Annotated in this window: 20 protein-coding genes, 1 riboswitch and 1 other annotated feature (1 of these 22 cut by a window edge); of the genes, 14 read left to right on the top strand and 6 right to left on the bottom strand. The window is 34.2% G+C overall.

Annotated elements, in window-relative coordinates:
* Positions 1–42: a binding site (T-box leader), on the bottom strand; it reaches 198 nt to the left of the window's first position.
* Between the two features lie 155 nt (positions 43–197).
* The 4 genes from AC4CVH_RS00640 (at position 198) to AC4CVH_RS00655 (ending at position 4,885) form a co-directional block, all read left to right on the top strand.
* The gene (locus AC4CVH_RS00640; protein WP_490785779.1) at positions 198–1,013 is read left to right on the top strand and encodes a tetratricopeptide repeat protein; all 816 of its coding nucleotides are present in this window, start codon (positions 198–200) and stop codon (positions 1,011–1,013) included.
* A 63-nt stretch (positions 1,014–1,076) separates the two neighbouring features.
* A riboswitch (ZMP/ZTP riboswitch) is annotated at positions 1,077–1,156 on the top strand.
* A 101-nt stretch (positions 1,157–1,257) separates the two neighbouring features.
* Positions 1,258–3,489, top strand: a complete 2,232-nt coding sequence (gene pflB / locus AC4CVH_RS00645; RefSeq protein WP_490785780.1) for a formate C-acetyltransferase — start codon at positions 1,258–1,260, stop codon at positions 3,487–3,489.
* A 5-nt stretch (positions 3,490–3,494) separates the two neighbouring features.
* Positions 3,495–4,238: a pyruvate formate-lyase-activating protein gene (pflA, locus tag AC4CVH_RS00650; RefSeq protein WP_490785781.1), complete on the top strand. Its 744-nt coding sequence runs from the start codon at positions 3,495–3,497 to the stop codon at positions 4,236–4,238.
* 107 nt (positions 4,239–4,345) lie between these two features.
* Positions 4,346–4,885: a protein kinase gene (locus tag AC4CVH_RS00655; protein ID WP_490785782.1), complete on the top strand. Its 540-nt coding sequence runs from the start codon at positions 4,346–4,348 to the stop codon at positions 4,883–4,885.
* Positions 4,886–4,942: 57 nt separating this feature from the next.
* Here the strand turns inward: AC4CVH_RS00655 and galU are convergent, their stop codons facing one another.
* From galU to AC4CVH_RS00670, 3 genes are all read right to left on the bottom strand, one after another.
* Entirely contained in the window at positions 4,943–5,827 is an 885-nt protein-coding gene (gene galU / locus AC4CVH_RS00660) for a UTP--glucose-1-phosphate uridylyltransferase GalU (protein ID WP_490785783.1), read from the bottom strand.
* A gap of 15 nt (positions 5,828–5,842) precedes the next feature.
* Positions 5,843–7,435 (bottom strand): glycosyltransferase 87 family protein, encoded by a 1,593-nt coding sequence (locus AC4CVH_RS00665; RefSeq protein WP_490785784.1) that lies wholly within the window; start codon positions 7,433–7,435, stop codon positions 5,843–5,845.
* Positions 7,436–7,585: 150 nt separating this feature from the next.
* Entirely contained in the window at positions 7,586–8,137 is a 552-nt protein-coding gene (locus tag AC4CVH_RS00670; protein ID WP_490785785.1) for a hypothetical protein, read from the bottom strand.
* 107 nt (positions 8,138–8,244) lie between these two features.
* Between AC4CVH_RS00670 and AC4CVH_RS00675 the strand changes: the two genes are divergently transcribed.
* From AC4CVH_RS00675 to AC4CVH_RS00685, 3 genes are all read left to right on the top strand, one after another.
* Positions 8,245–8,844, top strand: coding sequence for a nitroreductase family protein (locus AC4CVH_RS00675; RefSeq protein WP_490785786.1), 600 nt, complete (start codon positions 8,245–8,247; stop codon positions 8,842–8,844).
* 131 nt (positions 8,845–8,975) lie between these two features.
* Positions 8,976–10,346, top strand: a complete 1,371-nt coding sequence (locus AC4CVH_RS00680; RefSeq protein WP_490785787.1) for an ATP-binding protein — start codon at positions 8,976–8,978, stop codon at positions 10,344–10,346.
* 21 nt (positions 10,347–10,367) lie between these two features.
* The gene (locus AC4CVH_RS00685) at positions 10,368–11,552 is read left to right on the top strand and encodes a pyridoxal phosphate-dependent aminotransferase (protein WP_490785788.1); all 1,185 of its coding nucleotides are present in this window, start codon (positions 10,368–10,370) and stop codon (positions 11,550–11,552) included.
* Positions 11,553–11,605: 53 nt separating this feature from the next.
* On the opposite strand, the gene larE is transcribed toward AC4CVH_RS00685, so the two are convergent.
* Entirely contained in the window at positions 11,606–12,406 is an 801-nt protein-coding gene (gene larE, locus AC4CVH_RS00690) for an ATP-dependent sacrificial sulfur transferase LarE (RefSeq protein ID WP_490785789.1), read from the bottom strand.
* A gap of 92 nt (positions 12,407–12,498) precedes the next feature.
* Entirely contained in the window at positions 12,499–12,969 is a 471-nt protein-coding gene (gene mntR, locus AC4CVH_RS00695; RefSeq protein ID WP_490785790.1) for a transcriptional regulator MntR, read from the bottom strand.
* Positions 12,970–13,115: 146 nt separating this feature from the next.
* Here mntR and AC4CVH_RS00700 point away from each other — a divergent pair, with 146 nt between their 5' ends.
* Together AC4CVH_RS00700 and AC4CVH_RS00705 are read left to right on the top strand one after the other, a co-directional pair.
* Entirely contained in the window at positions 13,116–13,991 is an 876-nt protein-coding gene (locus AC4CVH_RS00700) for an NAD(P)-dependent oxidoreductase (RefSeq protein WP_490785791.1), read from the top strand.
* Between the two features lie 93 nt (positions 13,992–14,084).
* Positions 14,085–15,329: a transglutaminase domain-containing protein gene (locus AC4CVH_RS00705; protein ID WP_490785792.1), complete on the top strand. Its 1,245-nt coding sequence runs from the start codon at positions 14,085–14,087 to the stop codon at positions 15,327–15,329.
* Here the strand turns inward: AC4CVH_RS00705 and proC are convergent.
* A complete protein-coding gene (proC, locus tag AC4CVH_RS00710) occupies positions 15,318–16,127 on the bottom strand; it encodes a pyrroline-5-carboxylate reductase (RefSeq protein WP_490785793.1) in 810 nt (269 codons plus the stop codon). The genes AC4CVH_RS00705 and proC overlap by 12 nt on opposite strands.
* Positions 16,128–16,233: 106 nt before the next feature.
* Between proC and proB the strand changes: the two genes are divergently transcribed.
* From proB to AC4CVH_RS00735, 5 genes are all read left to right on the top strand, one after another.
* Complete coding sequence (gene proB, locus AC4CVH_RS00715) at positions 16,234–17,043, top strand: glutamate 5-kinase (protein WP_490785794.1); 810 nt, start codon at positions 16,234–16,236, stop codon at positions 17,041–17,043.
* A gap of 22 nt (positions 17,044–17,065) precedes the next feature.
* Positions 17,066–18,322 (top strand): glutamate-5-semialdehyde dehydrogenase, encoded by a 1,257-nt coding sequence (locus tag AC4CVH_RS00720; protein ID WP_490785795.1) that lies wholly within the window; start codon positions 17,066–17,068, stop codon positions 18,320–18,322.
* A 135-nt stretch (positions 18,323–18,457) separates the two neighbouring features.
* Positions 18,458–20,455 carry a methyl-accepting chemotaxis protein gene (locus AC4CVH_RS00725; protein ID WP_490785796.1) on the top strand — a complete coding sequence of 666 codons (1,998 nt, stop codon included), beginning with the start codon at positions 18,458–18,460 and terminating at the stop codon, positions 20,453–20,455.
* Positions 20,456–20,535: 80 nt separating this feature from the next.
* On the top strand, positions 20,536–21,405 hold the full coding sequence (locus AC4CVH_RS00730; protein WP_490785797.1) for a DUF1002 domain-containing protein: 870 nt from the start codon (positions 20,536–20,538) through the stop codon (positions 21,403–21,405).
* 88 nt (positions 21,406–21,493) lie between these two features.
* Positions 21,494–21,826: a cytochrome C biogenesis protein gene (locus tag AC4CVH_RS00735; RefSeq protein ID WP_490785798.1), complete on the top strand. Its 333-nt coding sequence runs from the start codon at positions 21,494–21,496 to the stop codon at positions 21,824–21,826.
* The last annotated feature ends 2 nt before the right edge of the window (positions 21,827–21,828 follow it).

The raw sequence follows: 21,828 nt of genomic DNA on the forward strand, positions 1-21,828 counted from the left end.
TAAGTTTGCAACAAATTTACTTCTTCCCGTCTTTACTTTGAATCATATATTAAATTACTTAATTATTATATGATTTACACTTGAATATGTCAACAATATATTTAAGCTACATAATAAGCATAAAAAGTCGAATTACAAAAAAATAACTTTATTGTGAATAGGCTTGTCTTGTATAATGATATAGAGGAGATGATTTGATGCATAAAAAAAGTGTAGCTGTAATTGTGTTTGTCATTGCTGTAATTGCAGTATGTTCAGGGATTTATTATTTTAATAAAGTCAAGCCTTACAATGATATTGTAGCATCGGCAAATAAAGCCATGGATTCAGAAGACTATGACAAGGCAGTAAAGCTTTATAAAGAAGCTCAAACGTATAAGAAAACCAATGATACAACTAAAAATATACAACTTGCAGGTGTATTGAAAAAATCAAAAAGTAATTATAATGCAGCAGTTGAAAAAATGAATCGAAAAGACTATATTGGAGCAATTGATGATTTTAAAAAAGTAGATAAACAAGATAAAAAGAGATATAAGGAATCTGAGAATAAAATTGAAAAGTGCAGAAAATTATATGTGGATAATAATTTAAAACTGGCTAGAAACAGCCTTAATAACAACAATTTTGACGATGCCAATAAGTATTTGGCAAACATATTAAAAATTGACTCGAATAACAGTGAGGTTAAAAAACTTAAAGAGGATATAGCAAAAGCACTGGAAAAAAAGAAACAGGAATCAAAAGAACAATCTTCTTCAAAGGAAGATGATAGTTATACATCTGAAATGGCAATTAATTTAATGTTGAAGATTGATAGAATTGACAAAAATAATCCGGATCTTTCAGTTTATTGTGATAATGTTCCTTATTATAATTCTAGTGGCAAAAAATATTATTTCGTAATTTTAAAAAGCAACTCCCTGCTTAAGTCAGGAGGAAGCGGTACTTTAGACAGTGGTTTAATTGCAAAAGACGGAAGCATGTGTAGTTGGGATGATTTGAAAAAGTAGAAAATTTTTATATTGACATTATGATTTGGATATGATACTTTTTACTTACACAATTTATTTGAAAGTTAATCGTATGACCGGCGGAAGTGGATGTAACCACAGGGAGTATGATTAGAAAAAAGCCGACCGCCTGGGCAACTGAAAAGTCCCAGGCGGTCTTTTTACGGTTTTAAATAGAGAGATTCATCACCCTGGGACTGGTGATTTTTAGAATAGAAAAGATATTTTGAAAAGGAGAATGTTTATGAAAAGTCAGTGGAACGATTTTAAAGATGGAGTTTGGAAAGACAGAATAGACGTAAGAAATTTCATTCAGAAAAATTACAGCCCATATAGAGGAGATGAAGGTTTTTTGACTTCACCTACGAAAAGAACAAATAAAGTATGGGAAATATCAAAAAAACTGATACTTGAAGAGATAAAAAAAGGTGGAGTACTATCTGTTGATACAAAGACAATATCTGGAATAGACAACTTCAAACCGGGTTATATAGATAAAGAAAATGAGGTAATATATGGACTGCAGACAGATGAGCCGCTTAAAAGAATGGTAAATCCTTTCGGGGGTATAAGAATGTCATCCCAAGCACTTGAAGCTTATGGGTATAATACCGATTCAGAAATGCAAAAGATTTTTACAGGATGCAGGAAAACACACAATGAAGCTGTATTTGATGCATATACGGATGAAATGAGGACTGCAAGGCATGTTGGACTTTTAACAGGTCTTCCGGATGCATATGGACGAGGAAGAATTATTGGTGATTTTAGAAGAATTGCATTGTATGGAATTGATTATTTGATAGAGGATAAAAAACGTGATAGAGATTCTTTAAGAGGAGATATGACAGAGAATCTCATAAGGCAGAGAGAAGAAGTTTCAGAACAAATAAAGGCTCTTCACAAGATTAAGAGTATGGCAAAAAAATATGGCGTAGATATATCGAATCCGGCAAAAAATGCAAGGGAAGCAGTACAATTTACTTATTTTGGATATCTTGCAGGAATAAAAGAAAACAATGGTGCGGCAATGTCTCTCGGGAGAGTTTCGACATTCCTCGATATATATATAGAAAGAGACATTGAAAGTGGAATTATAAATGAACAGGAAGCTCAGGAGATTATTGACCAGTTTATAATAAAGCTAAGACTTGAGAGGCATCTTAGAACTCCAGAATACAATGAGCTTTTTGCAGGAGATCCAAATTGGGTTACAGAATCCATAGGAGGTATGGGAATAGACGGTAGAACACTTGTTACAAAGAATTCCTATAGAATTTTGAATACTCTTACAAATCTTGGACCTGCGCCTGAACCAAACATGACAGTTTTGTGGTCTGAAAAGCTCCCGGAAGCTTTTAAGAGATATTGTGCAAGGATGTCTATCGAAACTGATGCCATTCAATATGAAAATGATGATGTTATGAGACCGGTTTATGGAGATGATTATGCAATTGCATGCTGTGTTTCAGGAATGGCAGTAGGCAAGCAAATGCAGTTTTTCGGAGCAAGATGCAATCTTGCAAAGTCTCTTCTATATTCCATAAACGGTGGTGTAGACGAGAAAAAATTTATAAAAGTTGTACCACACATAGAAAAAATGGAAGATAAAGTTCTTGATTATAAAAAAGTAAAAAAGAGTTACGAAAAAGTTCTTGACTATGTTGCAAAATTATATGTAAATACATTGAATACCATACATTACATGCATGACAAATATGCATATGAAGCAAGTCTTATGGCACTTCATGATACATTAGTCCATAGATTTATGGCATGCGGTGTAGCTGGACTTTCAGTTGCTGCAGATTCCTTAAGTGCCATAAAATATGGAAAAGTAAGACCTGTAAGAGATGAAAATGGTATTGCAGTTGATTTTGAAGTTGAAGGAGATTTCCCAAAGTACGGAAATGACGATGACAGAGTTGATGATATAGCAGTTGAAATTGTGACTGAATTTATAAATAAACTTAGAAAAGCTAAAACGTACAGAGGAGCGGAACACACTCTGTCTGCACTTACGATAACCTCAAATGTAATGTATGGAAAGAAAACAGGAACTACTCCGGATGGAAGAAAATCAGGAGAACCGCTTGCTCCAGGAGCAAATCCAATGCATGGAAGAGACAGAGAAGGTGCACTTGCGTCTTTAAATTCGGTTTCAAAGATACCATATAGAAGTGTATGTCAGGATGGAGTTTCAAATACATTTTCAATAGTACCTGATGCACTTGGAAAAGACATGCATTCAAAGGTGTCAAATCTTACATCAATTTTAGACGGGTATTTTTCAAGGGGAGCACATCATTTGAATGTAAATGTGCTAGACAGGGAAACTCTTGTGGATGCCATGGAAAATCCGGAGAAATATCCTACGCTTACAATAAGGGTTTCCGGTTATGCTGTACATTTTGTAAAACTCACACGTGAGCAGCAGATGGAGGTAATAAGCAGAACATTTCATGAGAGGGTGTAGCCTAAGTGGGGAATTTTGGAAAAATTCATTCAATAGAGACAATGGGACTTGTAGACGGACCTGGTATACGGTTTGTAGTCTTTTTAAAAGGATGCAGATTAAGGTGTGCGTTTTGTCACAATCCGGATACGTGGAGTGAAGATGGGGGAGAGAGTGTAACTCCGGAGGAACTTCTAGAGAAGGTTCAAAGATACAGCATGTATTTTGACAGGTCGGAAGGTGGAGTTACAGCTTCTGGGGGAGAACCCCTTATGCAGATGGAGTTTATGATTGAATTTTTCAAGTTGTGTAAAAAGAATAAAATAAATACTGTACTTGATACTGCAGGATTTGGCTGTGGAAATTATGATCAAATTTTAAAATATACAGACCTTGTAATCCTTGATATAAAACATGTAGATGAAAAAGGATATAAAAGTATAGCGAGAGGAGAGATTAATGAGCTATACAAGTTTATTAAATCTCTAAATGTTTCAGAGCATTGCAATAGAGTATGGATAAGACACGTTATGGTTCCTGGAATAACAGACAATATTGAAAGCATGGATAAAATTGTGGAACTTATATCGGAAAGAGTTGATCTGGAAAAGTTTGAAAAGTTTGAAATACTGCCATATCATACTATGGGAGTTTCAAAATACCATAAATTGAAACTGGATTATAGACTTTATGGAGTAGAACCGATGAATAAGGAAAAAGCATTGGAATTTGAAAAGTATGTAAATAATGCTATTGAAAATATTAGATAATATAGTATCAAAAACTTTAGAAACTTAATATTATATAATTAAGGTGAATATTTTTGTTCACCTTGATTATCCTTTGTTCTTATAAAAAGACAAGGGAGGTGATACTCTTGAGAAGAAGACACAGAATCAGCAAGTATATGCCTGTGGATATAACACAGTGTAAGTATCTTGGACATGGGCACAGCGGTGTAGTTTATTTAATGCCGGATTTTAGGGCTATAAAGATATTTAAAAACTCTAAAAGTTGCAGAGAAGAGTTTGATATATTGAAAAAAACAGAATCAAGTAAGCACTTTCCCAAAGCCTATGAACTTGGAAAATATTATATAATAAGGGAATATGCAAGTGGAATTAATGCATATGAATACCTTTTAAAAAATGGAATTGAAAGATCTTTTGTAGAAGAATTTGTAGATTTGTTTGATGATATGAAAAATCTTGGATTCAAAAAACTAGAGATTAGATTTCCACACTTGTTTGTTAAAGATACAGGTAATCTTATGCTTATAGATCCAAGAAAGAGTTATACTGAAAAAATACCCTATCCAAAATCTTTTTTAAGAAAGCTTTCAAAAATGGGGTTAATAAATGAATTTATGGAAACTTTAAATAAAATAAGACCTGATCTTAAATGGAAATACAATTAAAAATGAAAAAGACCGTACAAAGAAGAATTATATATAATTTATCTTTGTACGGTTTTTTTAATCCTTTAAAATTTTGTACCCTTCAGTTACAGATGACATATAGTCTAAAAGGCCATTCTTTAAATTTTGATTTTTCAATGCATAATGTATGTTTGCCTTTAAAAATCCAAATTTGTCACCGGCATCAAATCTTTCTCCAGAAAAGCAATAACCATACATTGCTTCGGTTTGTGACAACTTTTTTAGTGCATCGGTAAGTTGTATTTCACCTCTATTGTCAGGAAAAGTATTTTCGAGAATTTTAAATATTTCGGGAGCTATTATATATCTCCCGAGGATAGCTATATTTGAAGGTGCATCCAAAATAGAAGGTTTTTCAACCATATTTGAAATTTTGTACAATCCAGATTCAATTTCATGACCATCTATTATTCCGTATTTTGGTATGTATTTTTTATCAACAGGTTGTACACCTAAAATAGAAGTTTTGTATTCATTATAGCATTGTATAAGTTGTTTAAGGCAGGGAACTTTGGAGTCTACAATATCATCTCCAAGCATTACTGCAAAAGGTTCGTCATCTACAAAATTTTTTGCAAGACTTATGGCATGACCGAGACCTTTTGGTTCTTTTTGCCTTATATAATATATGTCAGCAAGATTTGATATGTCTTTTACAATTTTTAAAAGCTGGTTTTTATTGCTGTTTGAAAGCTCGTTTTCAAGTTCCACTGATTTATCAAAATGGTCTTCTATAGCTCTTTTGTTCCTTCCTGTAACTATAAGTATTTCTTCAATTCCTGACTTTACAGCTTCTTCGACTATATATTGTATAGTTGGTTTGTCTACTATTGGCAGCATCTCCTTTGGTTGAGCTTTTGTTGCAGGAAGAAATCTTGTCCCCAATCCTGCGGCTGGAATTACAGCTTTCTTTATATTCATGAATATCATATCCTTTCAATTAAATACTTGATAGTGTTTTTTTAGCTTTAATTTGTTTATAACTAGTTTTACAGTGTATATAAATAAAAGTAAATTTAAAAGTGATATTGTATCTCCAAGAAGACTGTGGGATGAGGAAGAAGTCATCATGGATGATTCTTTGAATAAAATTGCATATATATTGAAATAAATTGTTATTGTGTATCCTATGCATAATAAAGTGAAATTTTTTTCCTTTATATATATGGCTGCTATAGTACAGAGGGCCAGTGCAGGAAAAAGATATCTTTCGTGCATTCCTGTAGAGAAAGTGAAAACTCCTGTAATTTGGAGAAAGGCTGCAAGGTATGCAAAGTCGTTTCTCTTAATTTTGGCATAGGAAAACCATGAAAATAGTGTTACAGCTATTATTGCCGCCATTCCCCAGGTTTTATAACTAAGGATTATAAAAGACAGAGAAGTATCTTTATAGTTTGCACCAACTAAATTAAAAAAATTGAATCCATTTACGGAAGCATATGGATATTCGGATATTGTACTTGAATAGAGCTTAAATATCCAAATTGGATTTTTACCTATGGAAAAAGGTAAAATTACAATAACAAAAGTTATTAAAGCCGATAATATACTTTTAATAAACAGGGACGGACGCCTTTCTTTTACAAGATGAAAGAAAAGGACCGGCAAAAATATAATTCCTTGAGGTTTCATAAGTACCGAACAGGTAAAAATTACTGAAGAAAGTACTATTTTGTTTTTGCTCATTAAAAACAGTGAGGCAACTATTAATAAAGTAAAAAATGAATCAACCTGTCCCCAAAGGGTGGAATCTATAAATACTGCAGGATTGAATATATAAAATATACAGGCTAATGCAGCAAATTCAAAGCTAACGTGGTGTTTTGCAATTTTATATATGAAATATCCTGTAAGAACATCTGCAAGTATTGAAGGAAGCTTTAAAAGTAGTGTGTAGTAATTTGAAAAAAGACTGATATGTCCAAGTTTGCCTATTATAGAAAGCACATATATGTACAGTGGAGGATAATCACTATGACCTGCAGAGGAATAAAAATTCATGAAGTTATCTGCTGCAGTAGATGCCCAATTGCTGAAAAGTGATATATCTCCACTGTATCCTTTTATTATAGTTCCGAGACATAATCTTAAAAATAACCCTATAAACATTACAGCAAGTACTATAATTTTCTTATTGGATTCACAAACTTTGAATTTTTTATTCCTTATATTATATAGAAGCAGAATACATATGCCTATGAATATACATGTATACAAAGTAAGTATGGGAGCATATTTATTTGACACGTTATTGTCTTTCATACCTCCTGGAATATTTCCATGAAAATTTTTATTTTTATTCCTGACGTTATTTTGTGGTTTTGGAGATTTCTTGGATTTTGAGTTTTTAAAATCAGGCATTTTTGAAAACTGCATTTTATTTTGATTTTGCAAATTACTTTGTGTTGTAAAATCTTTTGTTGAGGATTTAAAGGTGTTTATAGTATACAAGAATAATATTACAGATAATGCCATCAATGTAATGAGGATTACTTTTATAAATTTATTTTGTGATTTTTCCAGCTGCATTTGAAGACTCCTTTCTTTAATTGGCCTTTAAGTATATTTTCATGGTAAAAACTTAAAAAAACCTTAAGAAATTTATTGATTATGTTAATTTGAAGTTAATATTTAAATAACAAATCCGAGGATGCTGAAATTCCCCGGATTTGTAAATTATTATCTACATGCAAAGCTCTGTATTTGATTTAGATCCATTACAAAGAATACCCATTGATTTCTGAACCATCTGAAACCTGATACATTGTTAAAGCCAATCCCTGTTAACCAGGCCCAAAAACCATTTCCACGTCTAGGCCATATATAAGTAAATCTAAAAAGACAAGGTCTTATTGAAGATGAACCTATAGGAGGAAATGGTGTCGGACCTGGGTGATGCGGCGGTCTTGGAGGAATTTGACCGGGAGGCCTTCCAGGAGGTCTTCCAGGACCGCCGCCACCGGGAGGTCTTCCAGGACCGCCACCACCGGGAGGTCTTCCAGGACCGCCGCCACTAGGAGGTCTTCCAGGACCGCCGCCACCGGGAGGTCTTCCAGGACCGCCACCACCAGGAGGTCTTCCAGATTGTCCACTTCCATGACTTTGCCTTGGCATGAATACTGGAATTTGAACAGGTATGAACTGGATACATGGCATGAAGAATTCTCCTGATAGATAAGGATCACTGTAGTTTAATTCATCATCTTTATCATTCTTAAAGCCATTGAACATGTATACAACTCCTATTTTTGCTTATAATTAATATTATGTGATATGAATAATAATGTGATAAAATAAAATTGAACAAAATGTATTATTAAAAATGGAGGTGCTAAATTATGGAAAAAAATTTTTATAAAGCTGTTGAAGATAGAAGAACTTTTTATGTCATAAACTCTGAAACTACAGTAGATGATGATAGAATAGTTGAAGTTGTGAAAAGTTCTGTAAAAAATGCTCCATCAGCTTTCAATTCACAGAGTGCAAGAGTAGTGGTTCTCTTTGGAAAGTATCATGATAAGTTGTGGGATATTACCAAGGAGGAACTTAGAAAACTTGTTCCACCAGAAAACTTTTCCAGGACAGAGGACAAGATTAATTCGTTTAAGGCAGGACATGGAACTGTTTTGTATTTTGAAGATGAAAGTGTTGTTGAAAGTCTTCAAAAAAAGTTTCCTACGTATAAAGATAATTTTCCTATATGGTCTCAGCAGTCTTCAGGAATTGTCCAATTTGTAATATGGACAGCACTTGAAACGGAAGGACTTGGCGCATCACTTCAGCATTATAATCCACTTATAGACGAACAGGTATATAAAGAATATGGGATTGACAGACAATGGAAATTAATAGCCCAAATGCCTTTTGGAAATCCTGTTGAGAAACCGGGGGATAAGCAATTTATACCTGTTGAGAAAAGAGTAAAGATTTTTAGATAATATAGCAACTTTTGCTTTTGTATTATTTTAGCCAGGTATATTTTCGATTATGTGAAAATTTACCTGGCTAAAAAGTAAAAAGCTATAAATTAATAATACATTATGTATTTTAACAACTCAGGGGGCTTTTTATGAAATACATAGATTTTGAACCGGGGCTTGAAATAGAAAAAATAAGATTTTCTTTGAAGTCCATTTCGATCTATAGAAATTTACTAAGAGACGATATAGTGAAAAGCATGTGTTTACTTTTTGACTGTATGGAAGGTGGGAAGATAGAGTTTGAAAGGTTTTTGTTTTTGTACAGTGATTTTTTCTTTAAATTGACAAAGACAGGGGAAAGTTCACTTGAAGACTATGTCATAAATATGATTGTGTTTGACGAGAATCCATTTTCCTGCGGAAAAAAAAGGGACAACCAGATTGAAATACAGGACAACATTAGGAAGGCTGTTTCGGCAGATCTAAAAAAACTTGAAATTATTGCAAAATTAGACAGCAGAATGATAAAGGATAAAATTGAGTGTTTTGTGGATGATGAATTTAGAGAAATGGTTCGTGGACTACCTGACTGGCATTGTGAAAGTGTTTCGGATTCTGAAGAAAGTGAAGGTTATATAAATGCAATAAAAAACAGATTTCATAAAAGCAGTTCATGGTCTGAATGCGTGGATGATCTTGAAATGTTTTATAGGAAATATGGATACGGCATATTTGCAAAATATAGAGCATTTATATGGGAACATCGAAATGGACAGGGAAATCTTAAAAGTATAAATAATCCTGATCAAATACAACTTTCAGATTTGATTGGATATGAGAATGAACGGTCCGTTGTAATAGATAATACTCTTCAGTTTCTAAATGGATTTTCTGCAAACAATGTGCTTCTTCATGGGGACAGGGGAACAGGCAAGTCATCTACGGTAAAGGCCATATTAAATAAATACTATAAAGAAGGCCTTAGAATGGTTGAACTTCCGAAGTCGCACATTTGTGATTTCCCGGACATAATAAAAATTCTTAAAGACAAGCCACAGAAATTTATAATATTTATAGATGATCTTGTATTTGGAGATGATGAGGAAAGTTATACTTCACTTAAATCCGTGCTTGAAGGAGGACTTGAGAAAAAGTCGAATAATGTTCTGATATACGCAACGTCAAATAGAAGGCATCTTGTGAAGGAGTATTTCGATGACAGATCAGCCTCGCAGTATATGAGGGGAAGCGAAGAGATACATTCAGGAGACAGCAGACAGGAGAAATTATCACTTGCAGACAGATTTGGCATAAATGTAGTTTTTACATCACCTACAAAAAAAGATTATCTTGAAATTGTAGATGGAATAGCAAAAAAGAGGAAACTTGATATAGATTCTTCCGTTTTACACAAAGAAGCCCTTAAGTGGGAAATGTGGTACAATGGGAGATCTGCAAGAACGGCCGTTCAATTCGTTGATTGGATTGAAGGACATGAGTCAGTAAAAAATATAAAGTAAAATATGAGGGGGAATTGATTTATGATATCTGAAGAAATGAAGCAATATGTTTCACAAAGTTCCATTATAAGGGCTATGTTTGAAGAAGGAAAAAAGCTTGCAGAGATTTATGGAGAGGACAATGTTTTTGATTTCAGTCTTGGAAATCCAAATGTAGAGCCGCCTGAAAGTATTAAGCAGGCTGTAATTGATATTGTTAACACTGAACCTCAAAACCTCATTCATGGATATATGAGCAACTCAGGGTATGATGACGTCAGAACAAAAATAGCTGGAAAGTTAAATGAAGAATATAATGTTAAGCTTACAGAAGATAATCTTGTTATGACATGCGGTGCTGCAGGAGGACTCAATATAATGCTTAAAACAATATTGAACCCTTCAGAAGAAGTTATAACTTTTTCACCTTTTTTCGGAGAGTACGAAAATTATGTGAGAAATTTTGGAGGAAAGCTTGTAATTGTGCCTTCAGAAGAAGAAACTTTCGAGCCCGATTTGAATGCGCTTGAAGCTAAAATAAACAAGAAGACAAGAGCTGTTATTATAAATTCGCCAAATAATCCAACTGGAGTTGTTTATTCAGAAAAACTTATAAAAGAACTCGCGGAAATTTTAAATAGGAAGCAGGAAGAACTGAATACTGTAATATACCTTATTTCAGATGAACCCTATAGAGAAATTGCATACGATGGAGTGGAAGTGCCATATATATTGAATTACTATAGAAACTCAATGGTTGGATATTCATATAGTAAATCTCTTTCACTTCCAGGAGAGAGAATAGGATATGTAGCATGCAGCAGTGAGATGGATGGATTTGACGAAGTTATGTCGGGACTTAATGTTGCAAACAGAATTCTTGGTTTTGTAAATGCACCGTCACTTTTCCAGAGGGTTATTGCAAGGTGTATTGACTCAAAAGTGGATGTTGATATATACAAAAAAAACAGGGATGTTCTTTATGACAAGCTTGTGAAATTGGGATTTTCATGTATAAAACCACAGGGGGCCTTTTATTTGTTTCCAAAGACACCTATTCCAGATGATAAGAAGTTTGCAAGTGAGGCAAAAAAATTCAATTTGCTTTTAGTTCCTGGTTCATCATTTAAATGTCCGGGACACTTTAGACTGGCATACTGTGTTTCATACGAAAAAATAGAAAAGTCACTTCCGAATTTTGAAAAGCTTGCAAAACAGTATTTCTAATTAATATAGTTGAAAGAGGAATGTCACTCAAATAACATTCCTCTTTTTAAAATTTATTTTATAGTTTCATTCATGCTTCCAGTTTTATAACCGAGAAGATCCATGGTCACATAAGTAAAGCCGAATTCTTTTAATTTATTTCCCACTTTATCCATAAGGTTTACATCGAACAATTTAGACCTTTCTTCAGGAGATACCTCAATTCGTGCAATTTCACCGTGATGTCTTACTCTAACCTGTCTAAATCCAATATCAAGTAAAAATTGTTCCGCATCTTCCACCATTTTTAATTTCTGGCTGTTTATTTCCCTGCCGTAGGGAAATCTTGAAGAAAGGCAGGCAAAAGATGGTTTGTTCCATGTTGGAAGTCCAAGTTCTTTTGAAAATTTCCTTATGTCCTCCTTTGAAAATTTTGCATCTTTAAGGGGACTTAGCACTCCAAGTTCCTTTGCAGCCTCCATACCTGGTCTGTAGTCACCTACATCATCAAGATTTGAACCATCAAGTACCCATTTAAGGTTGTTTTCTTCAGCTACACGTTTAAGTTTTGAAAACAGTTCCTTTTTACAGTAGTAACATCTGTTTGTTGGATTCTTTGAATATCCCTTTATGTGAAGTTCCTCAGATTCTATGATTATATGCTTTGCACCAAAGGATTTTGCGTATTTCTTTGCCTCGTCCAATTCCCGCTTTGGATAAGTTGAAGATGTGGCGGTTACCGCAACTGCAGAATCACCGAGCACGTCATGAGCAACTTTTAATAGAAAGGTACTGTCAACACCACCGGAGAAAGCTATAATACAGCTTTTAATGTTTTTAAGGTTTTCTTTTAATATTTCCAATTTATTATCCATAAATAATTTCCAACTCCTATGTTATAGAGAAATTTTATTTTAATTATATCACAGTTAAAAAGTATGTCATAATTTAATTATATACATCAGAACTATTTTTCACATTTTATATACTGTTGAAATTTATTATATATATCAGGATTGCTTTTCATGAAAATGGCGTATTTTTTAAAACATTCCACTGTCTGACTATTGATGGTGTGTTCAATTTTTTCTGTTTCTTCAAGTATCGAGTTTTCGTCTATCCCTAGCATTTTCAAAAAATCCTGTATGATATTGTGACGGTCTATTAAATTTTTGGCTATTTTCATTCCACGGCTTTTGAGGGCTATCACGCCGTATTTTTCATATTTCAGTATATTGAGCCGGGATAGTTTTTGAATCATTTTTGTAACGGATGGAGGTTGGACGTTTAGTGAGGTTGAGAGTTCGTGGACTCTTGTATAGCCCGTACCGTTTGACAACCTGTAAATCATTTCAACATAATCTTCCATTGATGCAGTGAGTGTATTTTCATCTTTTTTCATATATTCGTTAAATGTAAAAAATTCACTGTTTTTCATGAATTCACCTGCTCTTTACAAAGTATTTATTAGATTATATGTATGAAAGGCATGGTTGATTACATATAGAGATTGTATATGTACATAAATTGGATGAAAATATATAATTAAATTTGTAATATAAAATTTAAAGGGAGGGACTATACATGAAAGAAGATAGCAAGGTTATAGGATTTATAGGTACAGGTGTAATGGGAAACGGCATGGCTTCTAATCTTATAAAGGGTGGTTTAAATCTTATTGTATATAATAGGAGCAGGGAAAAAGCTGAAAATCTTGTTCAAAATGGGGCTGTGTGGAAGGACACAGTGGAGGAGCTTTCAAGAGAAGCTGATATTATAATATCCATAGTAGGATATCCAAAAGATGTAGAAGAAATATATCTCGGTGAACATGGAGTAGTTGACAATGCCAAAAAGGGAAGCATTATAATAGATATGACAACTTCGAAACCATCTCTTGCAAAGAAAATCTATGAAAAGGCTGCAGAAAAAGGTATATTTTCACTTGATGCTCCAGTTTCAGGTGGAGACATAGGTGCAAGAGACGGTGTACTTTCTATAATGGTAGGCGGTGACAGAGGTATATTTGAAAATGTTAAGCCGATCTTTGAACTTATGGGAAGCAATATAGTGTGGCAGGGGCCTGCAGGAGCAGGACAGCACACTAAAATGTGTAATCAGATTGCTATAGCTGCAAACATGATGGGAGTTTGTGAAGCAATGGTATATGCTAAAAAATCGGGACTTGATCAAGAGAAAGTACTTGAGAGTATATCTAAAGGGGGAGCGAGCAGCTGGTCTTTGAGTAATCTTGCACCTAGAATGATAAAAGGGGATTTTGACCCTGGTTTCTATGTAAAACACTTTGTAAAAGATATGAATATTGCAATTGATGAGGCTGAAAAAATGAATTTGGATACTCCGGCACTCAAACTTTCAAAATCATTATATGATGAACTTTTGGAAAATGGAAAGGGTAGTTACGGCACCCAAGTATTATATAAACTTCTTTCCAAATAAATTAATAAAATTTTAAGGAATTGCCTTTATATTAATTGTATAATATTAATTGTATACTTGTTTATTCAAATTGTTGAAATGGAGATGATAATTGTGTTTAAAGGCATTTCGAAATTTATTATGGGTTCTGTGGTCTTGATGATTTTATCTGTTGGACATACTGTCTATGCGGGTGAAAATTACAAGCTGTGGAACAACGGCAATATCTCCACTGTAGATGAGAATAAAACTTGGACTGTTACATTTAATAAAAATGTGAACATAGATACGGTTGAGGATTCCATAAGGGTTTATAGGGCAAGTGACAATAAGGATGTGGAAGTGAATATTTCTCTCAAGGGAAATAATTGCATTGAAGTATCACCTAAAAAACCATATGAGAAAGGAAAGATTTATGTACTGGAAGTAGGGAATGGTGTAAAGGACATATATGATGACAAAATAAGTCAGCCTGTAAAGTATAATTTTAGAATAGGCAGTGAACAAAATATTGAAGAGAGCGGAGGAATACTGATTTCAAGTTACGAAGAATACTACAATGCGGTCAAGAGCGCCCTTGAAAATTATGATTCAAAGCTTGTGCTCAATATTGAAAATTATGATAGAAATACGTATGGTCTGAATGTAATTGATAAAATAGTTACAGATTATCCTGAACTTAGATCATGGTACAATAGTGCGGTAGGTACATCGCAGCTTCAGGACGATGGTTCTGAAAAACTTTCTATAGATTTTAAATACGATGATACTAGGGATAATATTATAAAAAAGAACAATATGGTAAATGCAAAAGTTTCAAAAATAGTTTCAAGTATAACTAATTCAGGAATGAAGGATTATCAAAAGGAACTTGCATTACATGATTATGTTGTAAATCATGCAAAATATGATACTAGAGCTGACACAAATCTTGAAAGCATGCCGCAGGATTCATATACGGCATATGGCATTTTGATAAATGGAGTAGGGGTGTGCCAGGGATATGCAGATGCCATGTATAGGCTTCTTAAAGAGGCGGGAATAGAAAACAAGATGGTTGTTGGAAGTGCGAACAATGGTACAGGATGGGTTGGACATGCATGGAATATTGTTAAAATACAAGGACAATACTATCAGCTCGATGCTACATGGGATGATCCTGTAACAAGCGATGGATCCAATGTACTTTTACATGATTATTTTAATATTACCGATTCCGAGCTTTCAATAGACCATCAGTGGGAGAATCTTCAGTATCCAAAATGCAATAGTACAAAGTATAATTATCAGGAAGTAAAAAAATCGGAGATAAAAAAACACACAACACTCAATGTGTCGTGTGTTTTTTTATTTTCCTGACATATCAGCTGACTTTTTTATGCTGTCATTTACGGCATTTATTACAGCTGATCTGAAACCGTGTTTTTCAAGAGAGAAAACTCCTTCAATAGTAGTTCCGCCGGGAGAGCACACATTATCTTTTAACTCTCCAGGGTGAAGACCGCTTTCAAGTACCATCTTTGCAGAACCAAGTACTGATTGAGCTGCAAATTTGTATGCACTTTTTCTTGGCATGCCCTGAAGTACTGCCGCATCTGCCATGGCCTCTATGAACATGTATACATAGGCAGGTGAGGAACCGCTTACCCCTGTTACTGCATCCATTAAATTTTCACTTATTACCTCGGATTTGCCGCAACTCTCGAATATTTTTATAACATCTTTTTTATCATCATCTTCGAGATTTCGAGAAAAGCAAATGGCGCTCATTGCTTCACCAACAAGGGCTGGTGTATTTGGCATCACACGTGCAGTTTTAATGTCCCGGTCAAACATGGATTGAGTTTTACGTATTGAAATACCAGCTGCAATTGTAATTATTATTACATCTTTTTTTATTGATGCACGGATTTCATCTATTACCTCTGCATATTTGTTTGGTTTTACAGAAAGCACAATAATGTCTGAAGCTTTGGCGGCTTGAATATTTTCAGATGTAGTTTTTATACCGTATTTCTTTTTTGCATATTCCAGTTTGCTACTGGAGGGATTGCTTGCAATTATCATATCGGAATTAAGTGTATTTGAATTTATAATTCCGCCTATAATTGCCTGTGCCATGTTTCCGCATCCTATAAAACCTAATCTTTTGTTCACTTGCAACACTCCTTGAAAAATTTATAAATTATATGCTATAATTTTTTTTATTGTAGTAATTATTATTAATTATACATCAAAATTAAAATTAGGTGGAAATACTATTATGAATTATAGAGAAAAGTGTTTAAAAGATGTGAAAAAAGTAGTTATAAAGGTTGGAAGCTCAACATTGACGTATAAAAATGGACTCTTAAATCTTTATATGATAGAACATATTGTACGTCAAATTTCTGATATACATAGCATGGGATTTGATGTGGTACTTGTTACGTCAGGTGCAATAGGTGCGGGAATTGGAAAACTTCATATGAAAAAAAGACCTGAGACAATTCCTGAAAGTCAGGCTGCAGCTGCTGTGGGACAGGGACTTCTCATGAATACTTATGAAAAATTTTTTTCAGAGTATGGAAAGACGGTAGCTCAGATACTTATAACGAAAGAAGACATATCTCACAAGGATAGGCTGCTGAATGCAAAAAATACTTTTTCAGCACTGCTTGAGAAGGGTGTAATACCGATAGTAAATGAAAATGATGCAGTTATTGTAGATGAAATAAAGTTTGGAGACAATGATACTTTGTCTGCCAGAGTTTCTTCCATTATAGAGGCTGATCTTCTGATACTTCTTTCAGATATAGATGGTCTTTATGATAAGAATCCAAGATCCAATCCGGATGCTTCACTTATAAAATATGTTCCCGAGATAACAGAAGATATAGAAAGATGTGCCGGAGGTGCAGGAAGTGACCTTGGAACCGGAGGCATGATAACAAAGATAAAAGCCGCAAAGATTGCAGCAGCAGGGAATGTGCTCATGATAATAGCAAGAGGCGATGTGAACGATATAATAAGAGACATAATAAATTTTAAAGATGTCGGTACTCTTTTTGCATCTAAAAATGCAAAGCTTTAAATTCAATAAGGGGTGGTTGATTATGGATATAAAGGAATATGTCTTAAAAAAAGCTGAAAGTGCCAGGAGGGCCTCGAAAAAATTGTCTTACGAGAGTACTGTAGTAAAAAACAATGCTCTTTTGAATATGGCCAGGGCGCTTGTTGAGAACAAGGATTATATAATAGAGGAAAACAAGAAGGATTTGAAATTTGCGAGGGAAAAAGGAATGTCCGAGGCACTTATAGACAGACTTGTCTTAGATTATAAGAGAATAAATGAAATGGCTGATACGCTTGAAAATACTGCAGCTTTGCCCGATCCTGTAGGAGAGGTGACTAAGATGTGGAAGAGACCGAATGGTATGGAAATAGGCAAAATGAGAGTGCCTCTCGGAGTAATTGGAATAATTTATGAGGCCAGGCCAAATGTTACAGTGGACTCTGCGGCTCTATGCATAAAATCAGGAAATGCGGTGGTTTTAAAAGGTGGAAGTGAGGCAATAAAATCCAACACAGCCATATATAAGGTCATATCAAAAGCATGTGTGGATTCTGGAATTGAAGATGGTGCGGTTCAGTTTATAGATATAACTGACAGGGAAGCTGTAAATGTGATGATGAAGATGAATGGTGTTATAGATGTGCTTATACCAAGAGGAGGAGCAAGCCTTATAAAAAATGTTGTTTTGAACTCAACAGTGCCTGTTATAGAAACAGGAATTGGAAATTGTCATGTTTATGTAGACAAATCCGCTGATTTCAAAATGGCAGATGATATAATCGTAAATGCCAAAACACAGAGACCGGGTGTGTGCAATGCCATGGAGACTCTTTTGGTACATGAAGATATAGCAGAAGATTTTTTGCCAGAGATATGCGGTATTCTTGAAAAGCTTGGGGTGGAAATCAGAGGATGCGGTATAACGAAGAAAATTGTGCCTTCTGTAATAAGTGCATCGGAAGACGACTGGAAAACAGAATATCATGATCTCATTCTTGCGGTAAGGGTTGTATCTTCCATTGATGAAGCCATGGATCATATATACAGATATGGTACCCATCATTCCGAGGTCATAGTTACGAATGATTATTCAAAATCTCAAAGATTCTTGAAAGAAGTTGATGCAGCGGCAGTTTACGTAAATGCATCATCACGATTTACAGATGGAGGCCAATTTGGATTTGGTACGGAAATAGGTATTAGTACTCAGAAGCTTCATGCGAGAGGTCCTATGGGACTCAATGAACTTACTACTTCAAAGTATATAATTTATGGTAGTGGCCAAATAAGAAAATAAAGTATAATATAGTTTTAAAATAATATAAATACCACGTTTTTATCTTATAAAATAAAAACGTGGTATTTATACATTTTAGTATTTATTTTTACATCTTATACTATTATAATGTGTTAATAGAGAGGAGAGACATGTATGAAAAGTATCAAGACAAAAATAACCGTTACAGTGATGTTGACATGTATTATAAGCCTTCTTGTCGTATCGGCAGTATCTTTCCAAAGAGTATATATTACAGTTACAGCTGAAGCGGAAAATACAATGAAGGCATCTGTGAGCAGTTATTCTGAAAAAATAAACAGTTGGTTGGATGGAAAAGGAAAAATAGTTGGAGAAATTGCAAGTTCTGTAGAAAGTATAAATCCTTCTGATAAAAGTAAACTTACGTCGTATCTTAAGAAAAAGCTGAAGTCAAGCTTGGATGTACAGGATGTATACTTTGGAACGATGGATAAGAAATTGATAGACGGAGCAGGATGGGTTCCGCCTGCAGGATATGATGTTACAAAAAGAGATTGGTATGATAATGCTGTTAAAAAAGGAAAAATTGTTTATACAAACCCATATGTAGATGCAAGTACTAAAAAAACTATAGTTACAGTGTCTGCACCTGTTAAAGTAAACAATAAAATTGTAGGAGTTGTTGGTTACGATATAGATATGGGAGTTATAACAAACACAGTACAGAATGAAAGGACGATGAAGGGAAGCTATGGCTTTCTAATTGATGGGTCGGGATCATTTATAGTACATAAAAATAAAGCTTTTCAGCCTTCAAAAAACGGACCTAAAAAAGTAAAGTCTGTTATGGATGGAAAACTTTCCAGAATATTTAACGATAAACTTTTTAAACTAAAGGATTATGATGGAGAAGAGAAGTACTTTGCATCGGCAAAAATACCAAGTACAGGGTGGACAATTGGATTTTCAGTTCCAGTATCGGAAATCATGAAGCCTCTAAAGAGTTTGTTTATAATACTTATAATTTTAATACTTGCTGTTCTTGCTATAGTAATATATGTATCTGTATATATGGGAAATAAAATAGGCAGACCTATACTTGCACTTTCAAAAATAGCGGACAGGATATCACACTTTAATCTCGAGTATGACGAGAAGGACTATAAACAGCTTCTGGTATACAATGATGAGATAGGAAAACTGTCGAGGTCATTTGAAATGATGCATAAGGAACTGCTGGAACTTGTCAGGAAGATACGAAATAATTCAGGACATATAAATGAAGCAAGTATGGGAATTTCACAACTATCAGACAACATTTCAGTAAAATATCAGAAAGTTGACAGTGCTGTAAAGTCTGTATCTTCAGGAATTCAGGAAACGAGTGCGGCATCGGAGGAAGTTAATGCATCCATGCAGGAAGTTAATGCAAGTGTAAATGAATTGTCGCAGAGATCAATGGATGGAAGTACAAGTGCAGAAAAATTGAGAAAAAGATCCCTGGAAATGCAGGACAAGAGTAAGGAACATGTTAAAAATATAGAAGACATGTATGGTGAAAAAGAGAGAAAAATAAAGGATACAATTACAAAAACAAAAACCATGGACAACATATCAGACATAGCAGATACCATATCGAATATAGCTGAACAGACCAATTTGCTTGCACTTAATGCTGCGATAGAAGCTGAAAGAGCAGGAGAAAACGGAAAAGGATTCAGAGTTGTGTCCGAGGAGATAAGAAAACTTGCTGAGCAATCAAAGGATTCCGTGGGTGAAATAAAAAGCAAGATTTCAGATGCCCAGGGTGTATTTAAAGTAAATACTGAAAATAGTATGGATATATTGAACTTTATAAATGAAGAGGTTATACCGGGATTGAGATACTTTGAAAATATAGGAAACGAGTATTTCAAGGATTCAGATTTTGTAAGCAAGATGTCGGAAGAAATAGCTTCAATGTCAGAAGAATTAAGTGCTACAGTTGAACAGGTGACTCAGGCTGTTGATAATGTATCTGAAAACATGCAGAAATCAAGTGAAAATATGGAAATAATAGATAACAATATGAAAGAAACATCAAATTCAATATCACAAATGGGCTCTACGGCAGGTGATCAGCTTAAACTTTCACAGGCACTCAAGGAACTTGTTCAAAAATTCACCATTTAAGGTATTTGATTTTGAAGTGCTTCTAAATTATAATTAAGCATGTGATTAAAATTCAATCTGGATAAAGAGGAGTTTTAGAGATGAAATTAAAAGGAATTGCAGATAAGTTGCTTGTTATTTTCATGATTTTGTCTTCAGTAGTTTTATTTTCCGGTAATAAGGTTTTGGCTGATTCATACAAGGTTGTTACTCTTGGAGGAGATCTTACTGAAAAACAAAAAAATAGTATGCTTGAATATTTTGGAGTTGACAGGCAGGATGCGGATATTATAGAGGTGCATATTGATGAAGAAAAGAAGTATCTGAGTGATATTGCAACCAGCGATGAAATTGGTACGAAGTCCATATCATGCGCTTATGTTGAGCCTACAACAAATGGTGGATTGAATGTAACTACAAACAATATATCATGGGTAAGCAGCAGTATGATAGAAAATGCACTTATTACGGCAGGGGTGAAGAATGCCAATGTAAAGGCAGCAGCGCCATTTAAGGTATCAGGCACCGCCGCGCTTACCGGAATACTCAAAGGTTATGAAAATAGTAGTGCAGGAAGTAAAATTGATGAAAACAAGAAGAAAGTTGCAAATGATGAGCTTATGACTACAGGTGAAATTGGAGATAAGATAGGAAAAGACAAGGCAGCCGGTCTTATAAACGATATAAAGACTCAAGTTGTAAAGGACAAGCCAAAGACAGAAGATGGAATAAGAGACATAGTTCAAAATGTAGTTAACAACTACAACATAAATTTAAGTTCAGATGATATTGACAAAATAACTTCACTTATGAATAAGATAAATGGACTTGATTTAAAATTTGGCGATATAAAAAATCAGCTTGGTGGTGTTGCTGATAATCTTAAAGGCGTTTTGTCAAGCGATGAAACCAAAGGATTTTTTGCAAGTATTGTATCAGCAATAAAAAGTTTCTTTTCTGGATTGTTTTAAAAAAATAAAATGCTAAAAGAGATGATTCGTGTAATTATACATGAAATCATCTTTTTCATTATAATATACTTGAGAGGAGATGTATATTTTGAATTTTGAGAACTGTAAGATAGAGACTTTTATACCGGAGGAGTATGTTGATAGACTAAGGGAAAGGCTTAATACTGAAGGAGTACTTACGATAGGAGGCAATTATGACAACTGCATGTCTGTGTCAAAAGTTCAGGGATACTGGAGGCCACTTTCCGGTGCGAATCCATTTGATGGTCAAGTCGGAAAGTTAAGTTGTGAGGAAGAGTGCAAAGTTGAATTTTGCTGCAGAAGTCAACTTGCAAAAATTGCAGTAGATGTAATAAGGGAAGTTCATCCCTACGAGGTACCTGTAATAAATGTTCTTCCAATGTTAAATTATTATCAATAAAT

The organism is Clostridium pabulibutyricum (assembly GCF_058242705.1).